At 36.6% G+C, this 26,642-nt stretch carries 27 protein-coding genes; 17 read left to right on the top strand and 10 right to left on the bottom strand.

The genetic code is table 11. The features are described from left to right. The first annotated feature begins 3 nt into the window (after positions 1–3). The 9 genes from pth to H529_RS0100705 all read left to right on the top strand — a co-directional run bounded on the left by pth (position 4) and on the right by H529_RS0100705 (position 6,999). On the top strand, positions 4–567 hold the full coding sequence (gene pth / locus H529_RS0100745; RefSeq protein WP_022854669.1) for an aminoacyl-tRNA hydrolase: 564 nt from the start codon (positions 4–6) through the stop codon (positions 565–567). A 1-nt stretch (position 568) separates the two neighbouring features. Continuing rightward, positions 569–1,033 (top strand): phosphate-starvation-inducible PsiE family protein, encoded by a 465-nt coding sequence (locus H529_RS0100740; RefSeq protein WP_022854668.1) that lies wholly within the window; start codon positions 569–571, stop codon positions 1,031–1,033. Beyond that, a complete protein-coding gene (gene guaA / locus H529_RS0100735; RefSeq protein WP_022854667.1) occupies positions 1,030–2,571 on the top strand; it encodes a glutamine-hydrolyzing GMP synthase in 1,542 nt (513 codons plus the stop codon). Before H529_RS0100740 ends, guaA begins: the two co-directional genes overlap by 4 nt. Further along, positions 2,568–3,119, top strand: coding sequence for a hypothetical protein (locus tag H529_RS0100730; protein WP_022854666.1), 552 nt, complete (start codon positions 2,568–2,570; stop codon positions 3,117–3,119). Before guaA ends, H529_RS0100730 begins: the two co-directional genes overlap by 4 nt. Before the next feature lie 132 nt (positions 3,120–3,251). Continuing rightward, positions 3,252–3,800, top strand: a complete 549-nt coding sequence (locus tag H529_RS11080) for a YceD family protein (RefSeq protein WP_022854665.1) — start codon at positions 3,252–3,254, stop codon at positions 3,798–3,800. A 1-nt stretch (position 3,801) separates the two neighbouring features. Then, positions 3,802–3,984 (top strand): 50S ribosomal protein L32, encoded by a 183-nt coding sequence (rpmF, locus tag H529_RS0100720; RefSeq protein WP_022854664.1) that lies wholly within the window; start codon positions 3,802–3,804, stop codon positions 3,982–3,984. An 18-nt stretch (positions 3,985–4,002) separates the two neighbouring features. Then, entirely contained in the window at positions 4,003–5,010 is a 1,008-nt protein-coding gene (gene plsX / locus H529_RS0100715) for a phosphate acyltransferase PlsX (protein ID WP_022854663.1), read from the top strand. Further along, the gene (locus tag H529_RS0100710) at positions 5,001–5,999 is read left to right on the top strand and encodes a beta-ketoacyl-ACP synthase III (RefSeq protein ID WP_022854662.1); all 999 of its coding nucleotides are present in this window, start codon (positions 5,001–5,003) and stop codon (positions 5,997–5,999) included. The genes plsX and H529_RS0100710 overlap by 10 nt, the downstream gene beginning before the upstream one ends. A 16-nt stretch (positions 6,000–6,015) precedes the next feature. After that, positions 6,016–6,999 carry a hypothetical protein gene (locus tag H529_RS0100705; RefSeq protein WP_022854661.1) on the top strand — a complete coding sequence of 328 codons (984 nt, stop codon included), beginning with the start codon at positions 6,016–6,018 and terminating at the stop codon, positions 6,997–6,999. On the opposite strand, the gene H529_RS0100700 is transcribed toward H529_RS0100705, so the two are convergent. Beyond that, positions 6,981–8,516, bottom strand: a complete 1,536-nt coding sequence (locus H529_RS0100700) for an ArnT family glycosyltransferase (protein ID WP_022854660.1) — start codon at positions 8,514–8,516, stop codon at positions 6,981–6,983. The genes H529_RS0100705 and H529_RS0100700 overlap by 19 nt on opposite strands. A gap of 69 nt (positions 8,517–8,585) precedes the next feature. Between H529_RS0100700 and H529_RS0100695 the strand changes: the two genes are divergently transcribed. The 7 genes from H529_RS0100695 (at position 8,586) to H529_RS11385 (ending at position 16,110) form a co-directional block, all read left to right on the top strand. Next, positions 8,586–10,229 carry an ArnT family glycosyltransferase gene (locus H529_RS0100695; protein ID WP_022854659.1) on the top strand — a complete coding sequence of 548 codons (1,644 nt, stop codon included), beginning with the start codon at positions 8,586–8,588 and terminating at the stop codon, positions 10,227–10,229. A 174-nt stretch (positions 10,230–10,403) separates the two neighbouring features. Continuing rightward, a complete protein-coding gene (locus H529_RS0100685; protein WP_022854657.1) occupies positions 10,404–10,700 on the top strand; it encodes a hypothetical protein in 297 nt (98 codons plus the stop codon). A 92-nt stretch (positions 10,701–10,792) separates the two neighbouring features. Then, on the top strand, positions 10,793–11,200 hold the full coding sequence (tsaA, locus tag H529_RS0100680) for a tRNA (N6-threonylcarbamoyladenosine(37)-N6)-methyltransferase TrmO (RefSeq protein WP_022854656.1): 408 nt from the start codon (positions 10,793–10,795) through the stop codon (positions 11,198–11,200). A 20-nt stretch (positions 11,201–11,220) separates the two neighbouring features. Then, complete coding sequence (locus tag H529_RS0100675) at positions 11,221–12,648, top strand: NAD-dependent malic enzyme (protein ID WP_022854655.1); 1,428 nt, start codon at positions 11,221–11,223, stop codon at positions 12,646–12,648. 31 nt (positions 12,649–12,679) lie between these two features. Then, the gene (locus H529_RS0100670) at positions 12,680–14,101 is read left to right on the top strand and encodes an aminopeptidase (protein WP_022854654.1); all 1,422 of its coding nucleotides are present in this window, start codon (positions 12,680–12,682) and stop codon (positions 14,099–14,101) included. 30 nt (positions 14,102–14,131) lie between these two features. Further along, positions 14,132–14,899 (top strand): tRNA (adenine-N1)-methyltransferase, encoded by a 768-nt coding sequence (locus H529_RS0100665; RefSeq protein ID WP_022854653.1) that lies wholly within the window; start codon positions 14,132–14,134, stop codon positions 14,897–14,899. After that, complete coding sequence (locus tag H529_RS11385) at positions 14,899–16,110, top strand: pyridoxine 5'-phosphate synthase (protein WP_022854652.1); 1,212 nt, start codon at positions 14,899–14,901, stop codon at positions 16,108–16,110. Before H529_RS0100665 ends, H529_RS11385 begins: the two co-directional genes overlap by 1 nt. Here H529_RS11385 and H529_RS0100655 read toward each other — a convergent pair. Genes H529_RS0100655 through purM form a run of 7 tightly spaced genes read right to left on the bottom strand, consistent with a single transcriptional unit; the run spans position 16,088 to position 24,448 of the window. After that, positions 16,088–16,606, bottom strand: a complete 519-nt coding sequence (locus H529_RS0100655) for a hypothetical protein (RefSeq protein ID WP_022854651.1) — start codon at positions 16,604–16,606, stop codon at positions 16,088–16,090. The two genes, H529_RS11385 and H529_RS0100655, sit on opposite strands and share 23 nt — an antisense overlap. Next, entirely contained in the window at positions 16,603–17,892 is a 1,290-nt protein-coding gene (locus tag H529_RS0100650; RefSeq protein WP_022854650.1) for an NfeD family protein, read from the bottom strand. Before H529_RS0100650 ends, H529_RS0100655 begins: the two co-directional genes overlap by 4 nt. After that, positions 17,867–18,547 (bottom strand): uracil-DNA glycosylase, encoded by a 681-nt coding sequence (locus H529_RS0100645; protein WP_022854649.1) that lies wholly within the window; start codon positions 18,545–18,547, stop codon positions 17,867–17,869. Before H529_RS0100645 ends, H529_RS0100650 begins: the two co-directional genes overlap by 26 nt. Next, a complete protein-coding gene (selB, locus tag H529_RS0100640) occupies positions 18,547–20,460 on the bottom strand; it encodes a selenocysteine-specific translation elongation factor (protein ID WP_022854648.1) in 1,914 nt (637 codons plus the stop codon). The genes H529_RS0100645 and selB overlap by 1 nt, the downstream gene beginning before the upstream one ends. A 9-nt stretch (positions 20,461–20,469) precedes the next feature. Then, a complete protein-coding gene (gene glyS / locus H529_RS0100635; RefSeq protein ID WP_022854647.1) occupies positions 20,470–22,545 on the bottom strand; it encodes a glycine--tRNA ligase subunit beta in 2,076 nt (691 codons plus the stop codon). After that, positions 22,538–23,392: a glycine--tRNA ligase subunit alpha gene (gene glyQ / locus H529_RS0100630; RefSeq protein WP_022854646.1), complete on the bottom strand. Its 855-nt coding sequence runs from the start codon at positions 23,390–23,392 to the stop codon at positions 22,538–22,540. Before glyQ ends, glyS begins: the two co-directional genes overlap by 8 nt. Before the next feature lie 12 nt (positions 23,393–23,404). Further along, complete coding sequence (gene purM, locus H529_RS0100625) at positions 23,405–24,448, bottom strand: phosphoribosylformylglycinamidine cyclo-ligase (RefSeq protein WP_022854645.1); 1,044 nt, start codon at positions 24,446–24,448, stop codon at positions 23,405–23,407. 93 nt (positions 24,449–24,541) lie between these two features. On the opposite strand from purM, the gene H529_RS0100620 reads away from it, so the two are divergent. Next, positions 24,542–25,003, top strand: coding sequence for a hypothetical protein (locus H529_RS0100620; RefSeq protein WP_022854644.1), 462 nt, complete (start codon positions 24,542–24,544; stop codon positions 25,001–25,003). Positions 25,004–25,056: 53 nt separating this feature from the next. Here H529_RS0100620 and H529_RS09565 read toward each other — a convergent pair whose 3' ends face one another. Together H529_RS09565 and H529_RS0100610 are read right to left on the bottom strand one after the other, a co-directional pair. Beyond that, complete coding sequence (locus H529_RS09565) at positions 25,057–25,509, bottom strand: rhodanese-like domain-containing protein (protein ID WP_022854643.1); 453 nt, start codon at positions 25,507–25,509, stop codon at positions 25,057–25,059. A gap of 103 nt (positions 25,510–25,612) precedes the next feature. Continuing rightward, positions 25,613–26,641 carry a mechanosensitive ion channel family protein gene (locus tag H529_RS0100610; RefSeq protein ID WP_022854642.1) on the bottom strand — a complete coding sequence of 343 codons (1,029 nt, stop codon included), beginning with the start codon at positions 26,639–26,641 and terminating at the stop codon, positions 25,613–25,615. Position 26,642 lies beyond the last annotated feature (1 nt).

Below are 26,642 nucleotides of genomic sequence, written 5' to 3'. Positions count from 1 at the left end.
AAGATGTGGCTTTTTTGCGGGTTAGGTAATCCTGGAGAGGAGTATAAAGAAACAAGGCACAATTTTGGGTTTTTAGTTTTAGAGGCCTTTACTGAAAAACATAGGCTTAAGTTTAAATTTTATAAAGAAATGGAAAGTGAGGTAGCTTTTTATAAAGATAAAGCAATTTTGGTTAAACCCCAAACTTACATGAACCTTTCTGGTAAAGCGGTTAAGAAGTGGGTGTTAAAAGAACGAATACCGTTAAACAATCTTTTGGTAATCTATGATGATATGGACCTCCCTTTAGGGAAATTAAAGCTTTTACCTAAGGGGGGAGCTGGTGGACATAAAGGCATGCTTTCGATTATAGAGTGTTTAGGTTCTTCTGATTTCCCAAGGATGAAGTTAGGAATAGGTAAACCTGAAGATAAAGACGTTGTTAAGTTTGTGCTAAGCCCATTTAAAGAAGAAGAAAAAGATAAGGTAAAGAAAGTACTCGAGTTAGCGGTAGCTGCTTTAGAAGACCTCCTTTATAAGGGTCTGTTGAAGACGATGACCCTTTATAACTCACAGACAGTGGTCTAAGATGAGCTTAGAACGATGGAACTATTATGTGCAAGAATTTTTTGTGAAGTTTGAAAGAGTTCTTTATATATTGATAGGTTTAGGAATACTGATCGCCACAGGTTTTATCATTTTTTACGGGTTTAAGGGTATTTTGGACATTCCTTCTTACGTTAATTTTACAGAGGGAATTATCGGGGTATTAGATAAATTTTTGATAGCCATGATGTTTCTGGAGGTTTTTTATACTCTGCAGGTAATTTTTGGAGAAGAATATAAGCTTAAATGCTTAGAGTCTTTTTTACTGGTAGGAATTATTGCTTTAGTTCGAAGACTTTTGATCGTAGGTTTTGAGATAGCTCATACCTCTTCTTTTGACCCAGAGCGTTTTAAATATTATCTTTTTGAGATATTAGCCATAGGGGTCTTGATTTTGATGTTGATAGGAGGAATAGGTATCTTAAGAAAGTTGAGGGTTGGAAGATGATACATAAAATATTAGTTCTTGATTTTGGTTCTCAGACTACCCAGCTTATTGCCAGAAGGATTAGAGAATTAGGGGTTTATAGTGAGATAAAACCTTGTTTTGTGTCTTTGGAGGAGATAAAAGGTTTTAACCCTTCAGGGATCATTCTTTCAGGAGGTCCAAGCAGTGTTTATGATGAAGATGCACCTATGATATCTGTTGAGATTTTTGAATTAGGGATTCCGGTTTTAGGTATTTGCTATGGATTACAGTTGATAAGTTATCTTTTAGAGGGAAAAGTAGAACGAAGTGCAAAACGAGAATTTGGTCCTGCTTATATTAAAATAATAGAAGAAAATGCCCTTTTTAAAGGATTAAAAAAGGGTGAGATATATAAGGTATGGATGAGTCATAGTGATAAGATTGAGGTTTTACCAGAGGGTTTTTATGTGTTGGCTGAGACAGAAAATACCCCTTTTGCTGCGGTAGCCCATATAGAAAAACCTATCTATGGTGTTCAGTTCCATCCAGAGGTAGTTCATACAGAGATAGGCCAAGATGTGTTAAGAAACTTTGTGTTTGAGGTTTGTGGTTGTACGGCTGACTGGAGTATGCCTTCTTTTATAGAAAAAACCGTAGAAGATATTAAAAATCTAGTTAAAGAAGATGAAAAGGTAATCTGTGCCCTTTCCGGAGGGATAGACTCTACCGTAACAGCGCTTTTAGTCCATAAAGCCATAGGAGATAGGTTGATACCCATTTTTGTAAACAACGGAGTTTTAAGAAAAAACGAACCAGAAGAAGTTTTATCTTTGATGAAAAATTTAGGGCTTAAAGTAGATTATGTAGACGCAAGCTCTCTTTTTCTGGAGAGACTAAAGGGGGTTGAAGATCCAGAGAAAAAAAGAAAGATTATAGGAGAAACCTTTATAGAGGTGTTTGAAAAAGAAGCCAAAAAGTTTGATAACGTGGTTTATCTTGCTCAAGGGACTTTATATCCGGATGTAATTGAAAGTGTTTCTTTTAAAGGGCCTTCTGCTACTATCAAGTCCCATCATAACGTAGGTGGTTTGCCTGAAAGGATGCACCTTAAGTTGATAGAACCTTTGCGAGAGCTTTTTAAGGATGAGGTAAGAAAGATAGCAGAACTCTTAGGTTTACCTAAACATATCATCTGGAGACAACCTTTTCCAGGCCCAGGTCTTGCTATCAGGATAATCGGAGAAATCTCTGAAGAAAAACTGGATATTTTAAGAGAGGCTGACGCGATAGTTACAGAAGAGATGCTTAACTCAGGTTGGTATTATAAGGTCTGGCAAAGCTTTGCGGTTCTTTTGCCGGTAAAGACGGTAGGGGTTATGGGAGATGCAAGAACCTATGAATATGTAGTAGCGATTAGATGTGTGGAAAGTCAAGATGCTATGACTGCTGACTGGGTAAAATTACCTTATGATCTGTTAGAAAGACTTTCGAACCGGATTATAAACGAGGTAAAAGGGGTTAACAGGGTGGTTTACGATATTTCTTCTAAACCTCCAGCTACGATCGAGTGGGAATGAACTTTTATAGAAAGGCATTCCATTTAGGTTTTGGTTTTCTACTTTTTGGGCTGTCTTATGTTGTTTCTTATCACCTATTAGGCCTTCTTTTAGTAAGTCTGGTTATTTTAAACTCTGTTTTTGAAGTTTTAAGACTCTTTTTTTATGATTATCTTCCTTTGAAAGGGTTTTGGACTCCACTTCTTAAGAAAGAGGAATTTTACAGGATAAGTGATGGTTGGTTTTATTTGGTTGGAACTACTTGCCTTTATTATTTGGTAGGGAAGGAAGATTTTCGTTTGGTGCTTTTGATTTTAACCTTGGCTGACCCGATAGCCTCTTTGGTAGGTTTTTATTTAGGGAAAAAGAAAATATTTCAGGGAAAGACTTTAGAGGGAGGGATAGCATTTTTTTTGATGTCTCTTTTGATTGTTTTTGTGTTTAAAGGGGTGGTAACCTTTCAGTATTTTGGTTTAATCTCTCTTCTTGCTTTTATAGAGCTTTTAACCAAGAGAGACAACCTCTGGATTCCTTTGGTAGGTGGTCTTTACCTTAAATATCTGGTCTAGAGTCAGGTTTCTATAGGGCTTAATCTTTCCCAAAAGGTGCCCATGAGAAGGTTGTAGGGTGACTAAAATAACCCTTTGACTTTTTTAGATTTAGAGGTATTTTAAAACAAACTAAGAAAGGTTTAGTAAAACATGGAAGAACTTAAGAATTGGGGTATTAGTTTAGAAGACATCCCGTTAGAAGGTTTAAAAGTCGAATTTTCTGACGTTAAGGTTTTAGAGGGATTTAAGATAAAAAAACCTCTTTTTGGATTTTTTAAATTGAAAAAATTAGGTATTGAGGTAAAATTAGAAGGCTTTGTAAGTGGTTCTTTGGTTTTAGAATGTGATAGATGTTTAACAGAGTTTGAGTTTGATCTAGAGCATTCTTTTGCTTTAGATTTAAAGCCGTTAAGATCTCTTAATTTTGATGAGGAAAAAGAGCTTTCAGATGAGGAGATGGAGGTAAGTTTTTTTGAAAACTCTTGGATTTCTTTTTATGACATATTAAGAGAGGAGATCTGGTTATCTATTCCTTACAAGAAGCTTTGTAAAGAAAGCTGTAAGGGACTTTGTTCATATTGTGGGGTTAACCTTAATGAAAGAAGTTGCAGTTGTGGGGTATATAAAAAAGAAAGTCCTTTTGCGGTATTAAAGCAGATGATAGAAAAGGAGAGTTTGGAAAAAAGAGGAGGTAAGTAACATGGCTGTACCTAAGCGAAAGACTTCAAGGTCAAGAAGAGGAATGAGGAGGGCTCATAAGCATTTAGAAGCTCCTTCTTTTTCTGTGTGTCCAAGGTGTAAATCTGCTAAACTTCCTCACAGAGTTTGTCCAAGCTGTGGGTATTACAAAAGTAAACAGGTTTTAGAAAAAGAATCTTCTTAGTTTTTGATTGTTTAACCTATGTATAAGGTAGTCTTGGATGTAATGGGAGGGGATTTTGCCCCTTCCCAGATTCTTAGAGGTGCAGACCTTGCCCTTCAGGAGATCCCCGAGTTAGAGCTTATCTTGGTAGGGAGGGAAGAGGTTTTAAAAACCTATGTAGGAAAGCCAAGGGTTTCTGTGGTTTTTGCTGAAGAAGTGGTAGAAATGGATGAAAGTCCAGGAGATGCTCTAAGAAAGAAGCGAGAGGCTTCTATCTTCAAGGGTATAGAACTTTTAAAGTCAAAGGAGGCTGGTGCTTTTGTTTCTGCTGGAAATTCAGGGGCTGTAGCTGCAGGGAGTATTTTTATTTTAGGAAGGATAGAAGGGGTGAGACGTCCGGCTATCGCTACCCTTCTTCCTACGGTTAAAGAGCCTTTTGTGTTGATAGATGTAGGGGCTAATGTAGATTCAAAGCCCATAGACCTTTTTCAGTTTGGTATTATGGGAAAGGTTTTTTTAGAAAAGGTATGGGATAGACCTAATCCCAAGATAGCACTTTTATCTATCGGCGAAGAGTCAGGAAAAGGTAACCTTTTGGTCAAAAAGGCACATCAGCTTTTTAAAAATTCTAATCTCAATTATGTAGGTAATATCGAAAGTAGAGATATCTATCGCGGAGAAGTAGATGTGGTAGTATGCGATGGTTTTATAGGAAACATTTGTCTTAAGCTTTCAGAGGGGTTGGCTGAGGTTATCTTAGAGATGTTAAAAAACGAGGTAAAAAAGTCGGTGGTTTCTTTTTTAGGTCTTTTTATGGCTAAAAAGGCTATAGATGGATTTAAGAAAAAGGCTGACTGGAGAGAATATGGAGGGGCTCCACTTTTAGGGGTTAAAGGTAACGTAATCATCGCTCATGGAAGGTCTGATGCCTTGGCTATCAAAAATGCTATCAGGGTAGCGGTAAATACTATAAAAATCAATCTGGTTGAAAAATTGGAGAGTGCCATCAAAGACAACTTGATCGAGGAGGAAAAGGAGTGTGCTTAAACGTTGTTAGGTCGACGATTTTAGGTATGGGGATGGCAGTTCCTCCTAAGGTGCTTACCAATCATGACCTCGAAAAGATGGTTGAAACCTCAGATGCCTGGATTACAGAAAGGACAGGAATAAAAGAAAGACATATTTTAGAAGATGGAGAAAACATCAGTCAATATGCTATCAAAGCATCTAAAGAAGCGTTAGAAAGAGCAGGGATTTCTCCAGAGGATTTAAACCTTATCATTTGTGCAACCGTAACCCCAGACTATCTCATTCCTTCTCTTGCGGTGCTGGTTCAAGAAGGGTTAGGTGCTTCAAGAGCTGGTGCCTTTGATCTTTCTGCTACCTGTTCCGGTTTTGTTTATGCTTTAAGTATAGCTGACCAGTTTGTAAAGGTAAACCCTGAATGTAAAGTGTTGGTATTAGGGGCTGAAGCCCTTTCTAGAAAAACCAACTGGCAAGATAGAAGCATTTGTGTGCTTTTAGGAGACGGAGCAGGTGCTGCTGTGGTAGGAAAAAGTCCTAAACCTTCCCAAAAAGGAATTATCGATTTTATCCTTGGGGCAGACGGTAGCCAGTGGCCTTTACTTACCTTAAAAGGAGGGGGAAGTGCTTTTCCTCCATTTGATGACAGGTTACCTAAGGAAGAATATTACATCAAAATGCAAGGAAGAGAAGTGTTTAAATTTGCTACCAGGGTAATGGAAAGGTTAGCGTTGGAGTTACTTGAAAGAAACGGTTTTTCTAAGGAAGACTTAGACCTTTTGGTACCTCATCAGGCAAACTTAAGAATTATAGAATATCTTAGAGATAGACTAAACCTTCCTAAAGAAAAGGTCTTTGTAAACATCGATAAATATGGAAATACTTCAGCAGCCAGCATTCCTATAGCCCTCTACGAAGCAGAAAAGAAAGGGGGCCTTAAGGAAGGAGATTTAGTCTTACTTGTTGCCTTTGGAGGAGGTTTCACCTTTGGAGGCGTATTGTTAAGGTGGTAGAGTAAATCCTTTTCAGATGAATTCTTCTCAAAAAATAGAAATCATAGTCGGTTTTTCAACCCATAGGATAGAAGTCCTTCCATTTGCTAAGGACTTTATGGAAAGTGCTGAAGTTATCTTTCTTGAAGAGCCACCTAATGAAAATTTTAGGTTAGTTCTTGAAGGTAAAATTTCTGAAGAGGATTATGTTTTAAACGAAGAGTTTTGGTTCCCAGAGTTTGAAAAACAGACCCTTAAACTGCTCAAAAATTTTCATCAACAGGGAAAGAAAATTTTTCAGATAGAGCCTTATTTAGAGGGGGTCAAGATTTTACAACAAAGGGCGGAAGGGATCGTTCCTTACCAGCCAACAGATGAAGTTCTTTTAGAGAGGATAGCAGAGACAGAAAAAAATGCGATAGGAAAACTTCTCAGGTTTTATGAAGTTTCTTTAACCGGTGATTTCGAAAAAATCGTTGAAAGTGTAAAGGATTTTTCTAAGGCAGATGCTGAAAGGTTTAGACTAAGAGATCAACTGAGGGTTGAGGCGATTTTAAAAGTGCTTGTAAGTTTGAAACAGGGATTAAAAAAGGTATATGTAGAGGCTGGAACTATACACCTTTATTTTAAAAAACTTTTGCAATTAAAGACATCAGATTTTTGTAAGGTTTATCAGTTTTTTTTACTACAGAAGGTTTTAAAACCTCTTGTCGGTAAACCCTACGTCTTTCCTCCTGGAGAACTTTTGACCTTAAGATACATCTTTAACCGCAAAGAAAACCCAAAAACAGAAAATCTTCTTGCTGCAAGGTCTCTGGTTTATATAAAAATCATACCTAAGGAAGAGCTTCTTCCCCATGAAGAAAATCCCTTTCCTCATCTTAAGGAAGAACTTCATGCCATAAAATTGGTAGAACTTTTAGATTTTGAGGACTGCAAAAGGCTTTATTTTAAACTTTTTTGGATAAAAGACTACAAAGAAGCAAGAAAGCTGATAGAGGATTATTTAAAATTTCGATAGAAAATAAAGTAGGTTTTTGAGGGGTCTTTTTGAGCCTTAAAAGTTATAATTTTGTATTCTTTAAGAGATAGGTTTTCTATTTCTTTAGGAAGTGCTTTTCTTATAATTATAACGTCACAGGTTTGAGAAGAGGTAAAAGCTTCTACCTTCTTTGGGATATGGGCATAAAAATAGACGTTAGCTACAGGGTTGTTAACCTGACATAGGGTTGCTTTTGGATTTTTAGAAAGTAAATAGTTTATAAACAAACCTGCCTCTTTTTCTGAACTTTTAGCATAACAGGGTATAATTACGGTAAAGACTAACCACTCAACTATCGCAAAGTGTAGGATGGTTTTGAAAAAATCTTCTTTTTTAAAAAGAAAGAATACTATAACTTGGAACAAAAAGCCTAAGATCAGGCTTAAACTCAAGGTATAAGAAAGGGATAACTTTAAAAAGGGTAAAATTAAAAGAGATATCAAAGGTAAAAACACTAAACAATGTTCAACTAATCGATAAAGTTTTAACAAAAACCAGTCAGCATGATTTTTTAAATAATAAGTAATAAGAATTATAGAAAAAGGTAGAATTGGGAGAAGATAATAACCTCTTCTGGCTTTGGCTATGGTAAAAACAAGAAAAATGAAAATAGAGGTTAAAAAGAAAAGCCTTTCTTCCTTTGATAATTTTTTAAATTTTTTGATAAACTTCACGAGAGCAGCAAAAAGAAAAAGTGACCAGGGTGCTACCCATATAGGCCAATATAAGAAATAGATGTAAAAGGGTCTAAGGTTGTCATAAGGGTTTACTGCCTGTTGTAAGTTTTCTCTTATCCATAGATAAAAGGGGATTTGACTTTTCAGTTCTTGAGCTGTTAAGTAATAAGGTAAAAAATAAAGTCCTAACGCTATGGTTCCTGCTAAGATAGATTTCCAGTTTACATGATAGAATCTTTTTTCGATGATGGCATCTATCAAAGGCAAGGTCAATAACACCGCAAAAGAGGTTACTCCCTTTGATAATCCCCCTATCACCATACCACCAAAAAATCCTAAGTATCCTAAAAAGCTCTTTTTATCTCTAAAATGAATGTAAAAGGCAAGGGCTGTGATGATGCCAAAAAGTTGATAGATTTCAGACTGGGCTAAACGAGAAAACTCTAAAAAACCTACGGAAGTAAGTAAAAGGCCAGAGGCTATAAGGTTCCAAGGATAAGAAAAAAGAGGGGTTACACCTATATAGAAAACAACCAAACTTACTAAAGCGATCAAAGCCCCTGGTAGTCTTACCGTAAACTCATTAAAACCTTGAAAAATCATCCCAGAAATTTTTATGAGCCAAAAAGGGATGAGGGGTTTGGTTACATGAGGTTCAAAGTTGATGGTTGGAACAAACCAGGAATCTCTAAGCACCATTTCTCTTGCTGCTTCAGCCCATCTTCCCTCTACCCCAAAAAAAGGTCTCTCTCCTAAATTCCAAAAAATCAGTAAAAGAGCTAAAACCAACAAAACTAAAATCAACCTTTCCTTTTTCATAAAAATCCTCTACTATAAGGTTGTGATTCAAACAAAAAAGTAGTATTTTTATAAGTTTAAGAGGTTTTTATGAAAAATAAAGCCTTTTTTAAAATAGCTTTATTTTTGGTTGTTTTTGGAGGGGCTCTTTATTTGCCTTTTATAGGAGAAAAGGAGTTGCAAGGAGAAGAGGGGAGGAGAGTCTTAATTGCTTTGCAGATGCTTGAAACCAAAGACTTTTTATTTCCTAAGCTTTTCGATACTTTTTATTTTCTAAAACCACCAGGCTATAACTGGTTTCTTGCTCTTTGGTTTTATCTTTTTAAAGACTTCTCAGAATGGACAGCCAGAACCAGTTCTGCTGTGAGTTTAATTTTTACTTCTTTGGTTTTTACCTGGATATGGATAAAAATTTTAAAAAAAGAAGAGATTGTCGAACAAAAAAACATTTCTTGGGTTGTTTTGGGGCTTCCAGGTCTGATTTTTTTAACCACACCAGAGGTCATAGATAAAGCTATAAGGGCCGAGATAGACGGTTTTTACACCTTTTTAGTCTCAACAAGCCTTTTTTCCTGGTTTTATTTTTATGAGATAGAAAAACGAATAATGGTTGGATTTGTTTTATGGGGCATTTTTATGGGACTTGCTGTGCTCACCAAAACTTTCCATGCTCTGCTTTTCTTTTATTTAGCCTGGATACCTTATCTACTTTACTTTAAAAGAGTTAAAGAACTTTTTTCTATTCCCCATTTTTTAGGTATAGGGATTACCTTGGGAATTTTTATAACATGGCTTTTAGTTAGTTTGGGTTTTGATATAACCCTTTTTAAGGCCTGGTTAGGAGAATATCAGGGAGCAGTATCTGGGGCAGAGGTTTCTTTAACTCAACATTTTGAGGCCTTTACCCTTGATTTTCTTATAGGATATGCCCCTTGGCTCTTTTCCTTTCTTGTTTTAAAAGAAAAAGAGTCTTTTAAAAGTTTTCTTGATAAGCATCCTAATTTTTTTAAGTTGGTCCTTTTCTCTCTTTTCCTGTTTGTTTTTTCATATTTGTTTCATCTTTTTTGCTTAGGTGCAAGGCTAAGATATATGCTTCCTGGAGTAGGGGGTTTGGTTTTTGTTTCTTCTACGGTTTTTTTATACTTGATTTTAGAAAAACAAAGGATGATTTCTAAGATAGGTAAAATTTGTATCCGCTTTTTACCTTGGTTCTGCGTTTTTCTTAGCCTTTCTTTTTTAGCGTATCTTATGTTTAAAGGTTTTTATTATTGGGAAGCTTTTTTAACTACCATTTTATTGATGTCTGGAGGCATATTTTTTGGATTTCGATTTCGTAAAGAAGTTACGTATAAAGGCGTTTTTTGGTTTTTAGTTTTTTGTGTGTTTTTTATAAAACAGGCCTATGCTGCCTTTTATTATTCTTACCATAAGGAAAAGTTTGATTATTTTAGAAAAGCAGCCAAAAACCTTATTTTAACCGTAGGAAAAAATGAGGTGATATATCTTTGCGAGGAAACTCCTCATCATTTGATTTACTACGGAAAATATAGATATCAGGCTTTAGATTTTATATATCTTAAAAATTGCAATCCAGATGTGGTCTCAAAACTTAAAGATAGATGGATTCTGATTTCTAAAAAAAGGTTTGACTCTTTAGGTTTTAACGAGAAAGAGTTTAACAAGTTAAAGATATTAACAGTAAGAAAAAAGGTTTATTTTTTGGTTAAAAATTGAAAGTTTTAAAAGTTTAGGACTATTTGCAAAAAATGCAAAGTTTGAAAAATGTTCCTTCAGGTTTTGAGGTTGAATTTTTAAAATCTTAGGTCTTTTAGGGTTAAGAGGCAAATAACTTTTAGGTATGCTTTTTGATATAATAAAATAAAAAGACAAGTTATAGGAGGTGGGGAGATGAGAAAGCTAATAGCCTTGTTAGCAGGAGTTTCTTTGTTAGGGGTTTCTTTAGGATATGCTCAGGGTCCTAAAGGAGGGCCTGCTGGTCCTAAGCCTTATCAGGGGGCTGGGATAGGAAAAGAGGTTAGCAATGCTACCAAACAACTTAAAGGAGAGGAAGCTAAAAAAGGTTTTGGAAAACAGGTCAGGGAAAGAGCTCGTGAAAAATCAAGGATTAGGGAGCATAAAGCTTTAAAACAGCAGCAAAAAGAGACCCTCAAGAAAGGTGTGCCTGGAAATTCCACTTCTCAGTAGGTTATTTTCTGGTATATTAAATTGGTAAACGATGTTGTGATTAACAGGGGGTGTCCCCTCTGTTACATTTTATTTATTCTTAGGAGAAAAAAATGGAAGAGTATATATTTCATCCTATAGGCTATGTAAGAACTGAAGCTAAAGAGATACCTCGTCATTGGTCTATTTCAGAAATAGAAGGTTATTTAGAGATAAAACCTGAATACCAAGAGGGATTAAGGGACTTTAAAAAAGGAGATAAGATAGTAGTACTTTTTGTATTTCATAAGTCACCTCCCTTTACCCCTGAAAAACTTTTACAAAAGCCTCCACACAGTCAAGAATTAAAAGGGGTTTTTAGCACCTGTTCTCCTATAAGACCTAATCCTATAGGTCTTTCGGTTTTAGAGGTGTTAGAAGTTTCAGGCAATAAGGTCAAGGTAAAAGGAATCGATATGTTTGATGGAACCCCTATCCTTGACCTTAAACCGTTTAAAGCCTATCAAAAGAATTCTGTTTAATCTCTTAGAAGGGAGTTCTTATGAAAAAAATGACCAAAAATTTGGATAGGGTTTGTTTTTCAGGTTTTTCTTTTAGGGTAAAACTTGAAATGCCTAACTTGTTAGGAAAATTTGGAGAAATAGTAGGATGTTTGAATAGGTATGGATGTGAGATAGGAAGTTCAAGTTTATTTAAAGTTTCTAAGGAGAAGGTAATAAGAGAGATAGAAATAATCTGTTTGGAGGAAAGACAACGTCAGCAAATCATCAAGGCGCTTAAAGAGCTAAAAGATATAAGGGTGCTAAAGGTTATAGATAAGACCTTTGAGTTGCATGAAGGAGGAAAAATAGAGATAGTTAATAGGGTTCAGATAAAAGACCAGAATACCTTGGCTGAAGTTTATACCCCAGGAGTGGCCAAGGTTTGTTTACATCTGAAAGATCATCCAGAAGAGATTTATAGATATACTATTAAAGGTCATACCATTGCGGTTATTACCGACGGATCAGCGGTTTTAGGGTTGGGTAATATAGGGCCTCTTGCTTCTTTACCAGTTATGGAAGGTAAATGTATGCTTTTTAAAGAATTTGCAGGATTAGATGCCTTCCCTTTAGCTGTGTCTACCCAAGATATAGATGAATTTGTTGAGGTGGTAAAACAGGTTGCTTTGGTGTTTGGTGGAATAAACTTGGAAGATATTTCTGCCCCAAGATGTTTTGAAATAGAAAAGAGATTGTGGCAAGAGCTTGAGGTGCCTGTGGTTCACGACGACCAGCATGGCACAGCTATCGTGGTTTTAGCAGGTCTTATTAATGTAGAAAGGTTGTTAGGAAAAAGTTTAAGGGATATGAAGATAGTAATTTCAGGTGCTGGGGCCTCTGCCATCGGAACGGCAAGGCTACTTTTAAAATATGGGGTCAAAAATCTTATTTTATGCGATTCATATGGGGCTATTTATCAGGGAAGAAAAGAAAGAATGAATCCTTATAAAGAAGAAATTGCTTCCCTTACTAACCCGGAAAGGTTAAAAGGTACACTTTCAGAGGTGTTAGTAGGGGCTGATGTTTTTATTGGCCTTTCAGCTCCAAACATTCTTAAACCTGAAGACTTAAAGGCTATGGCTCAGGATAGAGTAGTTTTTGCTTTAGCCAATCCTGACCCTGAAATTTCTCCTGAAATTGCGTTACCTTTGGTCAGGGTGTTGGCTACTGGACGTTCAGACTATCCTAATCAGATCAACAACGCTTTAGCCTTCCCTGGGCTTTTTAAGGGATTACTTGAGGCTAAGGCTAAAAAGGTGGATGAAGAGGTTTTTATAGAGGCTGCAAAAGCGATTGCTTATGTTATAAAGGAAGATGAATTAAAGGAGGATTATATAATCCCCAGTATATTTGATAAAAGAGTGGTAAGGGCCGTAGCTCAAGCAGTGGCTAAAAAATTGACAAAACCCTCAAAAAGTTTAAACTAAAATCATATTCTCAGAAAAAAGGGGAAGGCTTATGGCGAGGAAAAAAGGTAGTTCTAAAAAAAATTCTGAGTTTTTAGAGGGTTTAGTTTGGAAACCTAAACATGTGTTTGATGTTTTAAAAGAAGAAGAGAAAAACCAAGTTGAAGTTCTAAGTAAGGAGTACATAGAGTTTCTTTCCGAGGCTAAGACTGAAAGAGAAACCATAGAAAAGGCTTTAACTCTTTTGGAAAAAAAGGGCTTTTTTGATAAAGAATCCAAAAAGGGATGGGTAGTCTACAAAAATAAGCTTCTTTTTGCCTGGAATTTTGGTAAGAAAAAAATAACTGAGGGTTTAAAGATAGTTGTCAGCCATATAGACACCCCCAGGCTTGACCTTAAGTTACATCCTCTTTTTGAGGACACAGAAATGGTTTTTTTAAAAACCCATTATTATGGGGGTATCAAAAAATACCACTGGGTAGCTCAACCTTTAAGTTTACATGGGGTTGTGGCTAAAAAAGACGGTAGTTTGGTTAAGATAGTGTTAGGAGAGAAGGAAGATGACCCTGTTTTCACCATCTGTGACCTTCTTCCCCATCTTTCAAGAAAAGTTCAGACAGAAAAAAAACTTTCCGAGGCTATCGTAGGGGAAAAGTTAAACGTTCTTTTTGGAGGCATTCCCTTGGAGAAGCTTGAGGAAGAAAAGGAAATCAAAGAAAGGATTAAACTTAACTGTTTAAAGCTTTTATATCAAACCCATGGCATAAGGGAGGAAGACTTTGTTTCGGCAGAACTTTATATCGTTCCTGCTGGCAGGGCAAGAGAGGTAGGGATAGACAAGGCGTTTATAGGAGGTTATGGCCAAGACGATCGTATCTGCGCATTTACCTCTCTTAAGGCCTTTTTAGAGGTAGAAGAGCCTGAATATACGAATGTTTTACTTTTCATGGATAGAGAAGAAATAGGTTCAGAAGGAAATACTTCTGCTAAAAGCAGGGTTTTTGAAAGGTTTGTGTATGAGCTTATCAAGAAACAGGGGTTATCTCCTACTCCTGATGTGTTTTTTGAGGTTATGGCTAACACCAAGGCTATTTCTGCAGACGTTACCGCAGGTATAGACCCTAATTATGTCGAGGTACATGATAAACTAAACGATGCTAAGATGGGTTTTGGGATAGCGGTAAACAGGTATACAGGACATGGCGGAAAGTATATGGCTAACGAAGCTCATGCCGAGTTTTTGGCAGAACTTTTGAAAACTTGGGATGAAGAAGGAGTGGTTTATCAAGTAGTTTCTATGGGAAAGGTAGATGAAGGAGGCGGAGGTACAGTAGCTAAGTATTTTGCTTCTTATGGGATGGATGTGGTGGATGCAGGACCACCTTTACTTTCTATGCATTCTCCCTTCGAGGTGGCTCATAAAGCAGATCTTTTTATGTGCTATCGGGCTTATAAAAGTTTTTTTAGCCGTTAGCCTGTTATTTTTTTATTAAAAGGGAGTTTTATGAAGATCGCAGAAGGAGACTACGTTCTTATTTTAACCTCAGACGAAAGAAAGTATTTAGTTGAGGTGAAAGATACCTCTTTTCACACACATAAAGATTTTTTAGACCTAAAAGATTTGATCGGAAAAAACTACGGAGAAATAGTTTATGGAAAAAAGGGCGAAAAATTTTATGTGTTAAGGCCTTCTCTTTATGACTTTTTGATGAAGGTTGAAAGGGCTACTCAAATAGTTTATCCTAAGGATATAGGGTATATTTTACTTAAACTTAACGTAGGGCCAGGAAGTTTGGTTTTAGAATGTGGTGGAGGTTCTGGGGCTTTAACTACAGCCCTTGCTTTTATGGTTGGTCAAGAGGGAAGGGTTATTTCTTACGAGAAAGAGCCTAAATTTCAGAAGATTGCTATAAAAAATCTTAAAAGACTTAATCTTTTAGATAGAGTAATTTTTAAGAACACAGAAGTCACAGAGGCCTTTGAAGAAAAAGAAGTAGATGCGGTTTTTTTAGACTTAAAGGAACCCTGGACGTTGATCCCAGCAGCTTGGGAGTCCTTGAAAGGAGGTCATTTTTTAGGAATTCTTGTCCCTACGGCTAATCAAGTTTCTCGATGCCTTTTAGAGTTACAGCGTCTACTTTTCTTAGACATAGAGGTTTCTGAAATCCTACTTAGGCAATACAAACCCAATCCTGAAAGGTTAAGACCAGAAGACAGGATGGTTGCTCATACTGGATATTTAATCTTTGCTAAGAAGGTGGTAGAAAAGTAATGCCTGTTTTTGTTTTTACCTCGTGCAAGAACTTTGTCTCAAAAAATTTAGAAAAGAAAATAACTTCAAGGTTAAATCAAGCTTTAAAAGAACTAAAGCTTTATAAAAAAGAAGTTTCTTTAACCCTGGTTGATAATTCTACCATTTGGGAGTTAAACCTTAAATACTTAGGAAGGGACTATCCTACTAATGTGCTTTCTTTTTCTTTTTTTGGTAAACAGGGTTTTCCAAGCAACCTTTTGGGGGAGATTATTATTTCGGTAGAAAAGGCTAAGGAGGAGGCAGAATTTTATGGATTAAACTTTAAAAACTATCTTTTAAGTTTAGCCATTCATGGGTTGGTTCATCTCCTTGACTATGACCACGAAAAGGGAATTTTTTCTCCTTGGCTTATGTTAAAAAAAGAGATACAATTGTTTGAAAAAGTAGGATTTTCTGAAGGTAAAGAAGAGGTTTTAAACTTTTTAAAAAGGAGGGAGTATATGCCAGCCAAACTTGCGGTAAACGTAGATCATGTAGCCACAGTCAGGGAGGCAAGAAAAGCCCCTTATCCTGACCCTGTGCATGCAGCTGTGCTGGCAGAGTTAGGAGGAGCTGACGGAATCGTTGTGCATTTAAGATTAGATAGAAGACATATAAAAGAAAGGGATGTAAGGTTGATAAAAGAGGTGATTAAAACCAAACTGATTTTAGAGATGGCCATAGATGAGAAATTGATTAAGTTTGCTAAAGAGATTAAACCTTACCAGGTAACCTTAGTTCCAGAAAGGACAGAAGAAATCACCACCGAAGGCGGAATGGATTTAATCGGAAATGTAGAAAAGGTAAAAAAGGCAGTAAAGGAGCTAAACAAGGCAGGTATTAAGGTAAGCCTTTTCCTAAACCCAGATGAGGAAGCCATAAAGCTTGCTAAAAAAACCGGGGCTCAGATCATCGAAATACATACAGGGATGTATGCTGAAGCAGAGGATGAGTTAAAAAGAGAAGAAGAGTTTGGTAAAATAGAAACTGCAGCTCGGTTAGCCAAAGACCTTGGTTTTATCGTACATGCAGGACATGGTTTAAGCTATGAAAACATAGGGCCTGTGGCTGCTATTCCTGAGATAGAAGAGTTTAGTATCGGACATAGTATCGTTTCTCGGGCTATCATGGTAGGCATGAAAGAGGCAGTAAGAGAGATGAAAGAACTCATTTGGAAAGCTCGGGGATAGAACAGAGGGTTTTTATCGGAAACTGCGAGACGAAATTTTTGAGGGCTTCTAAGCTTAGGTCCTTAGAGCTAAACAAAATTAAAAATCCTCGAGAAGTTTCCTCTAAAATGGGCACAACTATTACCTTTTTTTCTCCGTTTTCGTAAAATTTAACCTTTATTCCATCGATTTCTCCGTCTTTCAGCTCATTTTTAGAAATTTCTAAAAGATTTAAAGTAAACCCTTGCCAATTAGGAATTAAATTTTCTCCCCAAAATATCCTGACCCTAACCTTGGCGCTTGCGTTTTTGTAGGTTCTTTCTTTATTATGGATCTTTCCAAAAAAGTTAAGGTTAGTTTCTTTTATCTGGGTAGTTTGATATCCCGGGAGACTGACAAAAAACTTTTCGTCTGCCTGGTATAAAACCTTGGGGTCACAAGCTATTTCCCCATAAACGATCACAGGAGAAACTATAAGAATTAATAAGCTTATTCCTATGTTTAAGAGGTTTTTCATCGATTTTTTCTCCTTACTTTTAAGATCAGACCATCTTTTTCTACCACTACTACCTTTTCTCCTTCCGGAATGGTTTCATCTGCATAAGCCTGCCAGATTTCTCCCTCGATGAATATCTTTCCACCTTCAGGTCCTATTTCTTTTAAGACCTTACCAACTTTCCCTACCATACCTTCTTTTCCTGAAACCGGTTTTTTCCGTATGATTTTAAGGGCGATATAAGTGATACCTGCTAATAATGAGGAAAAGATGAGCACCAAAGAATATAAAACAGGGGGTGAAACCCTTAAAGCAGGCGGGTTCTTACCAAAAAGCATGATAGAACCTAAGAAAAGACAGATTGCTCCGGCTAAGGTTAAAAGCCCATGTGAGGTTACCTGAAGTTCTAAGAAGAAAAGCACACCGGCTAATAAAATAAAGACCAGCCCTGCATAGTTAACAGGAATAACACTTAACCCTACTAAGGCTAATATAAGACATATAGCCCCCAATACACCAGGGAATATGCTTCCAGGGTGAGATAACTCAAAATAGAGGCCAGCTAACCCTAACATAAGTAAGAAATATACTAAATTCGGATTGGTTAAAATTTTTAGCACTTTTGTCTTTAGGTCTTCAGGTATTTTTTCTATCCGGACGTTTTTAAGGTTTAAAACCCGTTTTTCTTCTCCTAAGAAAACCTGCCTTCCGTGAGCCTTATCTAAAAGGTCGTTTAAATCTTTGGCTATGATTTCTATTACTCCAATTTGTAGTGCCTCGGTCTCAGTAATGCTTTTACTTTTTCTTACAGCTTCTTCTGCAAAGGTCTCGTTACGGTTACGCATTTGAGCAAGGTTTTTAGCCCAGGCTACCAAGTCGTTTATTATCTTGTTCATTACCTCTTTATCAGCTTTGCCTGTAAGTTCTACCGGATGAGCAGCTCCTACGTGAGTACCAGGAGCCATCGCCGCTAAATGTGAGGAAAGGAGAATAAAGGTACCGGCAGAGGCAGCTCTTGCCCCAGAGGGACTTACATAAACTATAACAGGGACCTTACTTTGTAAGATGTCCTTTACTATTTCCCTGGTAGACTCAACAAGCCCCCCAGGGGTATCAAGCTCTATGATAAAAGCTTCGGCCTTTTCTTTATTGGCAAGGTCTATCCCATAACTTATGAAATTAGCTATAACAGGAGTGATAGGGGCATCGATTTTTACATGAAAAACCTTTCTTGGCTCTGCACCCTTTAAATAAGAGACCCAAAAACAAACAAGTACTAAACTAATTAGATAAAAATATTTCTTCATAAAGCTTCCTAAATTTTTGTAAATCTTCCCATACTACCCTTTTTATTCCAGGATTTTTTAAAATATAAGCTGGATGATAGGTAAAAAAGAGAGAGGTTTTTTTAAGGGTAAACACCTTGCCTCTAACCAAGGTTAGGGCCTTTCCTTCTAAAAGCACCTTAGGAGGAGTAAATCCTAACGCTAAAATCAGCTTAGGCCTTAAATATTTGATTTGTTTTAAAAGATATGGTCTACAGGCTTCTATCTCTTCGGGCTCAGGTGGTCTTCCCCCAGGGGTTTTACATTTAACCGTATGGGTAATAAAAAATAATTCTCTTTTTAGATTGATAGCATTAAGCATGCGGTCAAGCAGGTTACCTACTTCTTTTACGAAAGGTTTCCCATAAAAATCTTCGTCTCGGTCAGGATATTCTGAAATTATCATCAATCCCTCAGGTTCGGTAGGACCTTCTCCCCAAACCACGGCTTTTCTAACCCTATGAAGAGAACATTTTTCACAGTGAATAACTTTTTCTTTTAGAGCTGAGAGAGAATCTTCTTCTAAAGAGATTTCGCGTTGGAGAAGCCTTTTGATAGCCTCAGAAGCTGGAATACTGGTTAAGCCTATTTCTTTAAGGTATAGAAGGTTTTTGATTATCTCAGCCTTAACATCCATTAAGTTTTTCTTAATATTCTTTTTTCCCCTACTCTAAGGGTAACCTTTTTCTTATCTAAATATTCTACCAAAGGAATTAAAAATTTTCTACTCACCTGGGTTGGAGTAAGATTTTTAAAATCTGCTAGCTCTAATTCCTTTTTCTTTTGAAAAGCAGCCTTTACTAAATTTTCCCATTCTTCTAAAATTTTGGCGTGAAAGACTAGTTTGTCAGTAAGTTTTACCAAAACGCCTTCTTTTAACAAGGCCTGTGCCAGTTCTTTGGCGGCTTTATAGTTTTCTTTAAAATCAAGAAGGATGGTTTCAAAATCCCGTGGGGTATATCCCTCTGAAAGAAACTTTTCTTCAAGCTCTTTTTTTAATTTTTCTTTTTCTTCAGAGTTTAGATGTTTAAACTCAGTTAGAAAGAGTATCTCTTTGTTTTTTCCTAAAATCTCTTGTTTTATCAAACTTTCAAGGACGTACTGATAAAATCCTTCTGAAACAAAGGAAGAAATTCTCGTTTTTAGTAGTTCCTTAGTAAGTCCAGGGCTAAAGGGATTGTTTGTGTGAAATTTTTTTAAAGCATTGATAATCTCTGTTTTTAGCTCTTCTTCTGCTTTTTTACTAAAATAAAAGACCTTTTCTCCGTCTTTGATTTCAATCAAGTTTTTACTTAAGTCTTTTAAGAGTTTTTCAAACCTTTTTCCAAAGAGAGAAACGGTAATCTGTAGGTCTTTTTTAGAGATACCTAAAAATCCTTTTTTTTCTATCCAAAACTGGATAAGCTCTTTTTCCGAAGCTTGAGCTAAGTATTCGACTTCTTTTCTTTCCCAGGGTTTAGTTCTTTTTCTTCTATAAGCTACAGGGTTTAAAACCTCCCCTCCGCCTACTGTCTGGTTAGTAGAGGCTCGTCTTAAGATAAATCTGTCTCCTCTCCAGGCAACTATTGGGACTTGGACAAACAATTGAGCTACGTCTTCTTCCCCTGGGTTTAGCTGATCTTTTCCTAAAAGGAAAACCTTGGCTACGGTTTCTTTGGTTCCGATATAAAAAAGAAGGTTTTCAAAGTTTTTGATCGGAGGTTTTATGCTTTTTAAGGACACAAGTTTTACATCTATCCACTGAGAAGGTTTTAAGACTTCAGGTTCTGCAACCACGTCTCCTCTTTCTATGTCTTCTTTTTCTATACCTTGCAAGTTAAGTGCAGTTCTCATCCCTGCATAAGCTACTTCCACATTTTTTCCGTGAATCTGTATGTTCCTTACTTTTGTAGTAAGATTTTTTGGATAAACTACCAAGTTTTGGTTAAGATAAACCTTACCTGAAATGGCTGTCCCACGAGCTACCGTTCCAAATCCTTTTACGGTAAACACCCCGTCTACCGGGAGCCTAAAAGGCTGGTCTTCTACCTTGGCTGATACCTTTAAAGCCTTTTCATCCAGCACTCTTAGGATTGCTTCTTTACCTTGTCCTGTAACTGCTGAAAATTCTAAGATAGGTGCCTCTTTTAAAAAGGTGGTTTTTAAAAATTCCTTTACATCCTCTTTTATTAGGTCTAACCAGTCTTTTTCTACCAGATCCACTTTGGTTAAAACCACAATCCCGTCTTTTATCCCTAAAAGTTCGCAAATTTCTATGTGTTCTCTGGTTTGAGGCATAACTCCTTCGTCAGCAGCCACTACAAGGATAACAAGGTCTATACCCGAGGCCCCAGCTACCATGTTTCGAATAAATCTTTCATGACCAGGAACATCTACTATTCCTGCTAGAGTTCCTGAGGGTAAGACTAAATGGGCAAATCCTATGTCTATGGTAATGCCTCGTTCTTTTTCTTCTTTTAGTCTGTCTGTATCAATTCCGGTAAGAACTTTAACTAAGGTGGTTTTTCCGTGATCTATATGACCGGCTGTTCCTATGATCACCCTTTTCATAACCCACCTTTAAATAAAGGCCGTGAAGTCACCAAACCTTTCAAAAAGTTCAGCCACCCTTTGTAAGATTTTTAAACGGTTGTTTCTTAAATCCTCATCTTCTACCATCACAAACACCTTATCAAAAAACCTGTCTATCGGTTCTTTAAGACTTACCAAATGTTCTAAATAAGAAAGATAATCCTTTTTTTCTATCAGGCCAAGTAAAACTGGTCTTAGATTTAAAGCCTGTTGATAAAGCTCTTTTTCTTCTTCTAATACGATAAGGTTTTCTTCAACTTCTTCTAAAAGAGTTTGTTTATCTACATTTTTTAACAACTGGGCTACCCGTTTAAACCCAGTAATAAGGTCAACAAAATCTTTCTTTTCCTGAAAATCTGAAAGGGCCTTTAGTCTTAGGTATTGGTCATAAGGATTGAGAGGTAACTGAAGCACAACCCCTATCACGTTTTTGCTAAAACCCAAGTTTAAAAACTCTCCCTCTAAGCGTTTTTTGATAAATTCTGTAACTTCCTCTAAAGCCTTACGATTTTTCAAAAACCCTTGTTTTTTTAACAAACTAAGAGAAAACTCTATAGCTTCTCCCAGGTCTAAGAATTTTTCTTTTCCTATAAGCAGTTTTACTATGCCATAACCTGCTCTTCTAAGCCCATAAGGATCTTTTTCTCCAGAGGGTTTTTCGTTAACCCCAAAAAGGGCGCAAAGATGGTCTATTTTATCAGCTAATGAAAGAATTATTCCTTCAAAAGACTGAGGGAGGGTTTCATCTTTGGGGGAGGGGAGATACTGTTCGAAAACTGCCTCTGCAATATCCTTTTCTTCTTTATGCTCAAGCAAAATCTTCCCTATAACCCCTTGCAACGAAGGAAATTCACTTACTACCTCTGAGGCTGTATCTATTTTAGCGTAAAGGCAGGTTTTCTCTATCTTAGAGAGAATGTATGGATAATCTAATTTTAACGCTAAATATTTACCCAGATCTATTAACCGTTGAGTTTTTTCCCATAGGGTTCCGCATTTGATATGATAAACTATACCTTTAATTTTTTCTAAAAAGTAGGAAAGGGGTTGACTAAGGTCTTTTTCAAAATAAAATTTGGCATCTTCAAGCCTGGCCTTAGTAACCCTTTCATGTCCTTTTTTTACTACCCCCCAATCTTTAGGACGGTTGTTATTCACGGCGATGAAATAGTTAAGAAGTTTTCCCTCGAGGGTTCTAATACAGAAATATCTCTGATGTTCTTTTAAAGCAGTTGTGATTAGAGGTTCTGGGAGGGTTAAAAAACTTTCTGGAAAACTGCCTACTATGGGAAAGGGATATTCTAATAAGTTGGCGTTTTCTTTTAAGAGGTCTTCATCTATTTCAGGCACACCATAAGGCTGAGAAACCTCAAAGATGCTTTTTTTAGTAAAAGTTAATCTTTTTTCAGGAGAAACTATAACAAAGTTATTTTCAAGTTGTTTTTCATATTCTTCCCAATCTGCTTTGTTAAGCACGATGGGAGATGGGCTTAAAAAACGATGACCTAAGCTTTGGTTTGTAGCTTGTATCCCTGCTATTTTAATGGGAATAACTTCTTCCCCAAAAAGACAAACCATCCATCTTATAGGACGACCAAATCTTACGTCATAATCTCCCCATTTCATGGTTTTTGGGAAATAGATTTCTTTAAGTAAAGAAAGGAGCAAGGAAGGTAAAAGGTCTTTTGTTTTTTGTCCAGGAATGGTTCTTTTAAGGTAAAAATACTCACCCTTAGGGGTTTTTTTAGTTTTAAGGTCTTCTGGGTTTACTCCGTACTTTTTAGCAAAACCGATTAATGCCTGACTAAAGGTTCCTTCCTTAGTAAGCCCTATATTCATAGAAGGACCTAAAACTTCCTCTTCTCTGTCTGGTTGTTTTTCTGAAAGGTTCTTTACAAAAAGGACCAATCTCCTAAATGTTCCTGCAGTTTTGATTTCTTGATAGTCTACAAAAAGTTCTTTTAATTTTTTTTCTGCGGCCTTTTGTAAGCTTAAAAGGGCAGGTTCGATAAACCTTGCCGGAAGCTCTTCTGTCCCTATTTCCCAAAGAAGATTTTTATTCATATTCCCTTTCTCCTTTGTTTAGCCAAGTTTCAGCAGCTTTTTTTGCCAAACCTCTCACACGACCTATGTAATTTGCTCTTTCTATAGGGGAAAGAACTCCTCTTGCATCAAGGAGGTTAAAGGTATGGGAACATTTGATGACAAAGTCATAACCTGGAAGCGCAAGACCTAAACTTAAAAGTCTGTTGCCTTCAGCTTCGTATCTGTCAAAAAGTTCTTTTAAAAGGTTTACATCTGCTTCGTCAAAGTTATAGATAGAATATTCTACCTCTCCTCGGTGATGTATATCTCTATAGGTATATTTTGAGTTCCATTTAAGGTCAAAGACGTTTTCTACCTCTTGAAGATACATGGTAATACGTTCAAGCCCATAGGTAATCTCTACCGTTACCGGAGAACAGTCAAAACCCCCTACTTGTTGGAAATAGGTAAACTGAGTGATTTCCATCCCGTCAAGCCAAACCTCCCAACCCAATCCCCAGGCTCCTAAGGTGGGAGATTCCCAGTCGTCTTCTACAAACCTTATGTCATGTTCCGTAGGGTTAATACCTAAAGCTTGAAGACTTTCCAGGTAAAGGTCCTGGATGTTATCAGGCGAGGGTTTAATGATGACTTGATATTGGTAGTAATGTTGTAATCTGTTAGGATTTTCTCCATATCTTCCGTCTGCTGGCCTTCTACAAGGTTGTACATATGCACAGGCAAAGGGTTCAGGGCCAAGAGATCTCAAAAAAGTAGCAGGATGAAAGGTTCCTGCCCCTACCTCTATATCATATGGCTGAAGGATTACACAACCTTTTTCTCCCCAAAAACGATTTAAAGTAGCAATCACCTCTTGAAAATACATGCCTCAACCCCTCTAAACCAAGATAACTTGTGGTTCATCTTGCTCTCTTTTGTCAACATAACCTATTACACGATAACCTTCCCCTAAAGCAGAAATAAGACTTGTTATTTCCTCTACTTCTTCTCTACTTACTATCAAAACAAGCCCTATTCCGCAGTTAAACACCTGATACATCTCCTTTTCAGAGATCTCTCCCCATTTCTGAAGAAGCTGAAAAATCGCTGGTGTTTCCCAGGTATTTTTTTCTATTATTACCTTACAGTTTTTTGGTAAAATCCTTGGAAGATTGTCTATAAAACCACCTCCTGTGATGTGAGCACAACCTTTGATGTTATATCCTTTATTGGTAAGGGTTAACATAATTGGTACATAAATTTTGGTGGGGGTAAGAACTACCTCCCCTATAGGTCTTCCTAACTCTTCAGGAATATAATCTAAACTTATTTGTTTTTCTTCCAAAATTTTTCTTACTAAAGAAAATCCATTGCTATGAAGCCCGCTTGAAGGTATTCCTATCAAGACATCTCCTATTGAGATGGTTGAACCGTCTATAATTTTTTCTCTTTCTACTATTCCTACCACAAAACCCGCACAATCATAATCTCCAGGGGCATACATTCCTGGCATTTCTGCTGTTTCTCCACCTAAAAGGGCACATTGAGAGATTTTGCATCCCTCTACTATCCCTGCGATCAATTCTTCAAAAATTTTTTCTTCAAACTTCCCAAAAGCTAAATAATCCAAAAAGAAAAGTGGCTTGGCTCCACAGGTAATGATATCATTTACACACATAGCCACTAAGTCGATCCCAATTCCTTTATGGATTCCTGCCTTGATAGCAAGCTTGATTTTAGTACCAACCCCATCTGTAGAAGACACTAAAACAGGGTTTTTATAGCTATTTAAGTCTAAAGAAAAGAGTCCAGAATAGCCTCCAATCCCCGAGAGAACCCCTTTTTGAGGAAGACTTGAAGAATATTTTTTAACGATTTCTACCAAAAGATTGGCTTTTTCCAGGTCAACCCCTGCAGCTCTATACTTTTCTGCAGCGTTCATAGAAATCCCCTTGGTCAATATGTTTGATGATTTCAAAATTTTATATTATATTTTTTTAAAAACAAGATTCTTTAACGATGAGGAAAAAATAATATGCAAAGAAAATTCCCTAAAAAAGTTAATGAAGAAGAGAAAAAAGAAATTTTTGACTATTTAGAAGATAGGTTCGGTTTTTCTCCTTCTCTCTTTAAAGACTACGAAGTATTAAAGGGTGTTTCAAACTTTTGGCTTTTTCCTAAAACTCCTTATTTAGAAAGCTTAACCTCTCTTGAGGTCCAAACTGTAGGTCTTCTCTTTTTAAGAAAAGTTTCTTCTTATCTTAAGCCTACCTCTGCTTTTTTGCAAAGGTTTGGAAATTTTGCTACCAAAAACGTAATAATCCTTAATTTTCAACTTATAGAAGAGTTGAAAAAACATAAAAAGGTAGAAATAAACCTGGACTTAGAACCAGGTTACGTTGTTCTTAAAGATGAGAAATGGATTTTAGGCTGTGGTCTTTATCTACCTGGAAAACTTTTTGCTTATCTTGAAGAAAAGGTGCTGAAAAATCTATAGTTGAAAAATTGTTCAGAAGGGGGATATCCCCCTTCTGCTAAAAGATTTTAGTTTTAGTGTATATAGGTTGCTTTTTTCATCCCTTTACCTGGACCTTCAGGCTCTCCAGTTTCTATAGGTTGCTTAGCTTCTTTCCAGGCAACGATACCACCTTTTAGATTATAAACCTTTTTGTAACCCAATTTTTTAAGGTCACAGGTAGCTACTACCCCTCTTCCTCCAGTTTTACAATAAACTAAATAGGTTTTTTCTTTGTCTGGAAGCCACTCGTAGGCTTTAAAGTCTAAAAGCCCTCTTGGTGCCCAAATAGCCCCAGGAATATGTCCGGCTTTATATTCTGTATATTCCCTTACATCAAGTATAACAGCTCCTTCAGCTATGAGTTTCTTAGCACCTTCTACATCTACCTCTTGTACACCACAAACTGTCTTAGCCTCTTTTACCCTTTCTTTACTTAAAGGAGTAGCAGTAAAACCTGTGTTTACTGCTAAAAAGGTGAATACCAAAAAAACTGAAAAACCAACTTAAAAGAAACTTACCTGCTTTCATAGCCACACCTCCTGTTTTTAGGATTTTATTTTAGATAATATTAATCCACTTTCTAAAAAATCAAGAGGTTTTTTGAAGATAGATTGTCCTTATAGGGAAGGGTATTGTTATTCCTTCTTCTTTGTATCTTTGATGTAGTTTTTTTATGAACTCATGAGCCACCAGATATCGATCTACATAAGTCTTTACCCTTAAGATTACGTTAAAGTTGATACTAAAATCCCCAAAGGTATGATAGCGGATAAAAGGTTCAAACTCTGAGACACCCCCATTAACTGTGTTAAGTACTTCTTTAGCAACTTCTATCGTCACCCTTTCTACCTTGTTTAAATCACTATCATAGCTTACCCCTACTCCAACTAAAATGCTTAGTTCGGGTTCAGGAAGACTGTAGTTAACGATCACTGAAGAAGATATCTTAGAGTTAGGAACGATGATAAGGTTGTTTGAGAGTTGACGTATGATGGTGTTTCTCCAGGAAATATCTTCCACAAAGCCTTCTAAATTGTTATCTAACATGATGTAATCTCCAGGTTTGATTTGTTTGGCCATCAAGATCTGAAGTCCAGAAAATAGATTTTCAAGGGTGGGTTGTAAAGCTAAACCCACCGCAAGGCCTCCTATACCTAAGGAAGTGATAAAAGGAGTTATGTTTATTTTTAAAATGTCTAAAACCAAAATAAACCCGATAAAAAAGATAATTATTTTTACTAACAATTCGATGATAGAAACACTGGGTATGACCTCAAATCTTTGGGTTAAGTATTGAGTAATAAGAGTTATTATAAGTTGAGAAATAAACCAAACTAAGGAAAATACAAAAAAGATGATCAGTAATTTATTGATAAGCGGGTTTAGTGTCGGTAAAGGGTTATGAAGTTCGTTTACCAAATAGAGACCCAAGGTGAAAACCCAGAGAAAAAAGGCCCAAGAAATAAGGTTTACCGTTTTTTCCTTTAGTTTTATTCCAACCAAATTCTCAAGAAAGCTAAACTTTTTTTTAATCCCCCATTTTATGGTAAAAGAAGCAGCTATCACTAAGGCTATAAAAATAAAGGTTTTTAGATAGATAGGAAGAAGGTCCCACATA

Source organism: Thermodesulfobacterium thermophilum DSM 1276 (genome assembly GCF_000421605.1).
In the GTDB taxonomy this organism is placed as follows: Bacteria; Desulfobacterota; Thermodesulfobacteria; order Thermodesulfobacteriales; family Thermodesulfobacteriaceae; genus Thermodesulfobacterium; species Thermodesulfobacterium thermophilum.
Note: the sequence above shows the minus strand (reverse complement) of the source record. Positions and strands in the feature narration are given on the sequence as shown.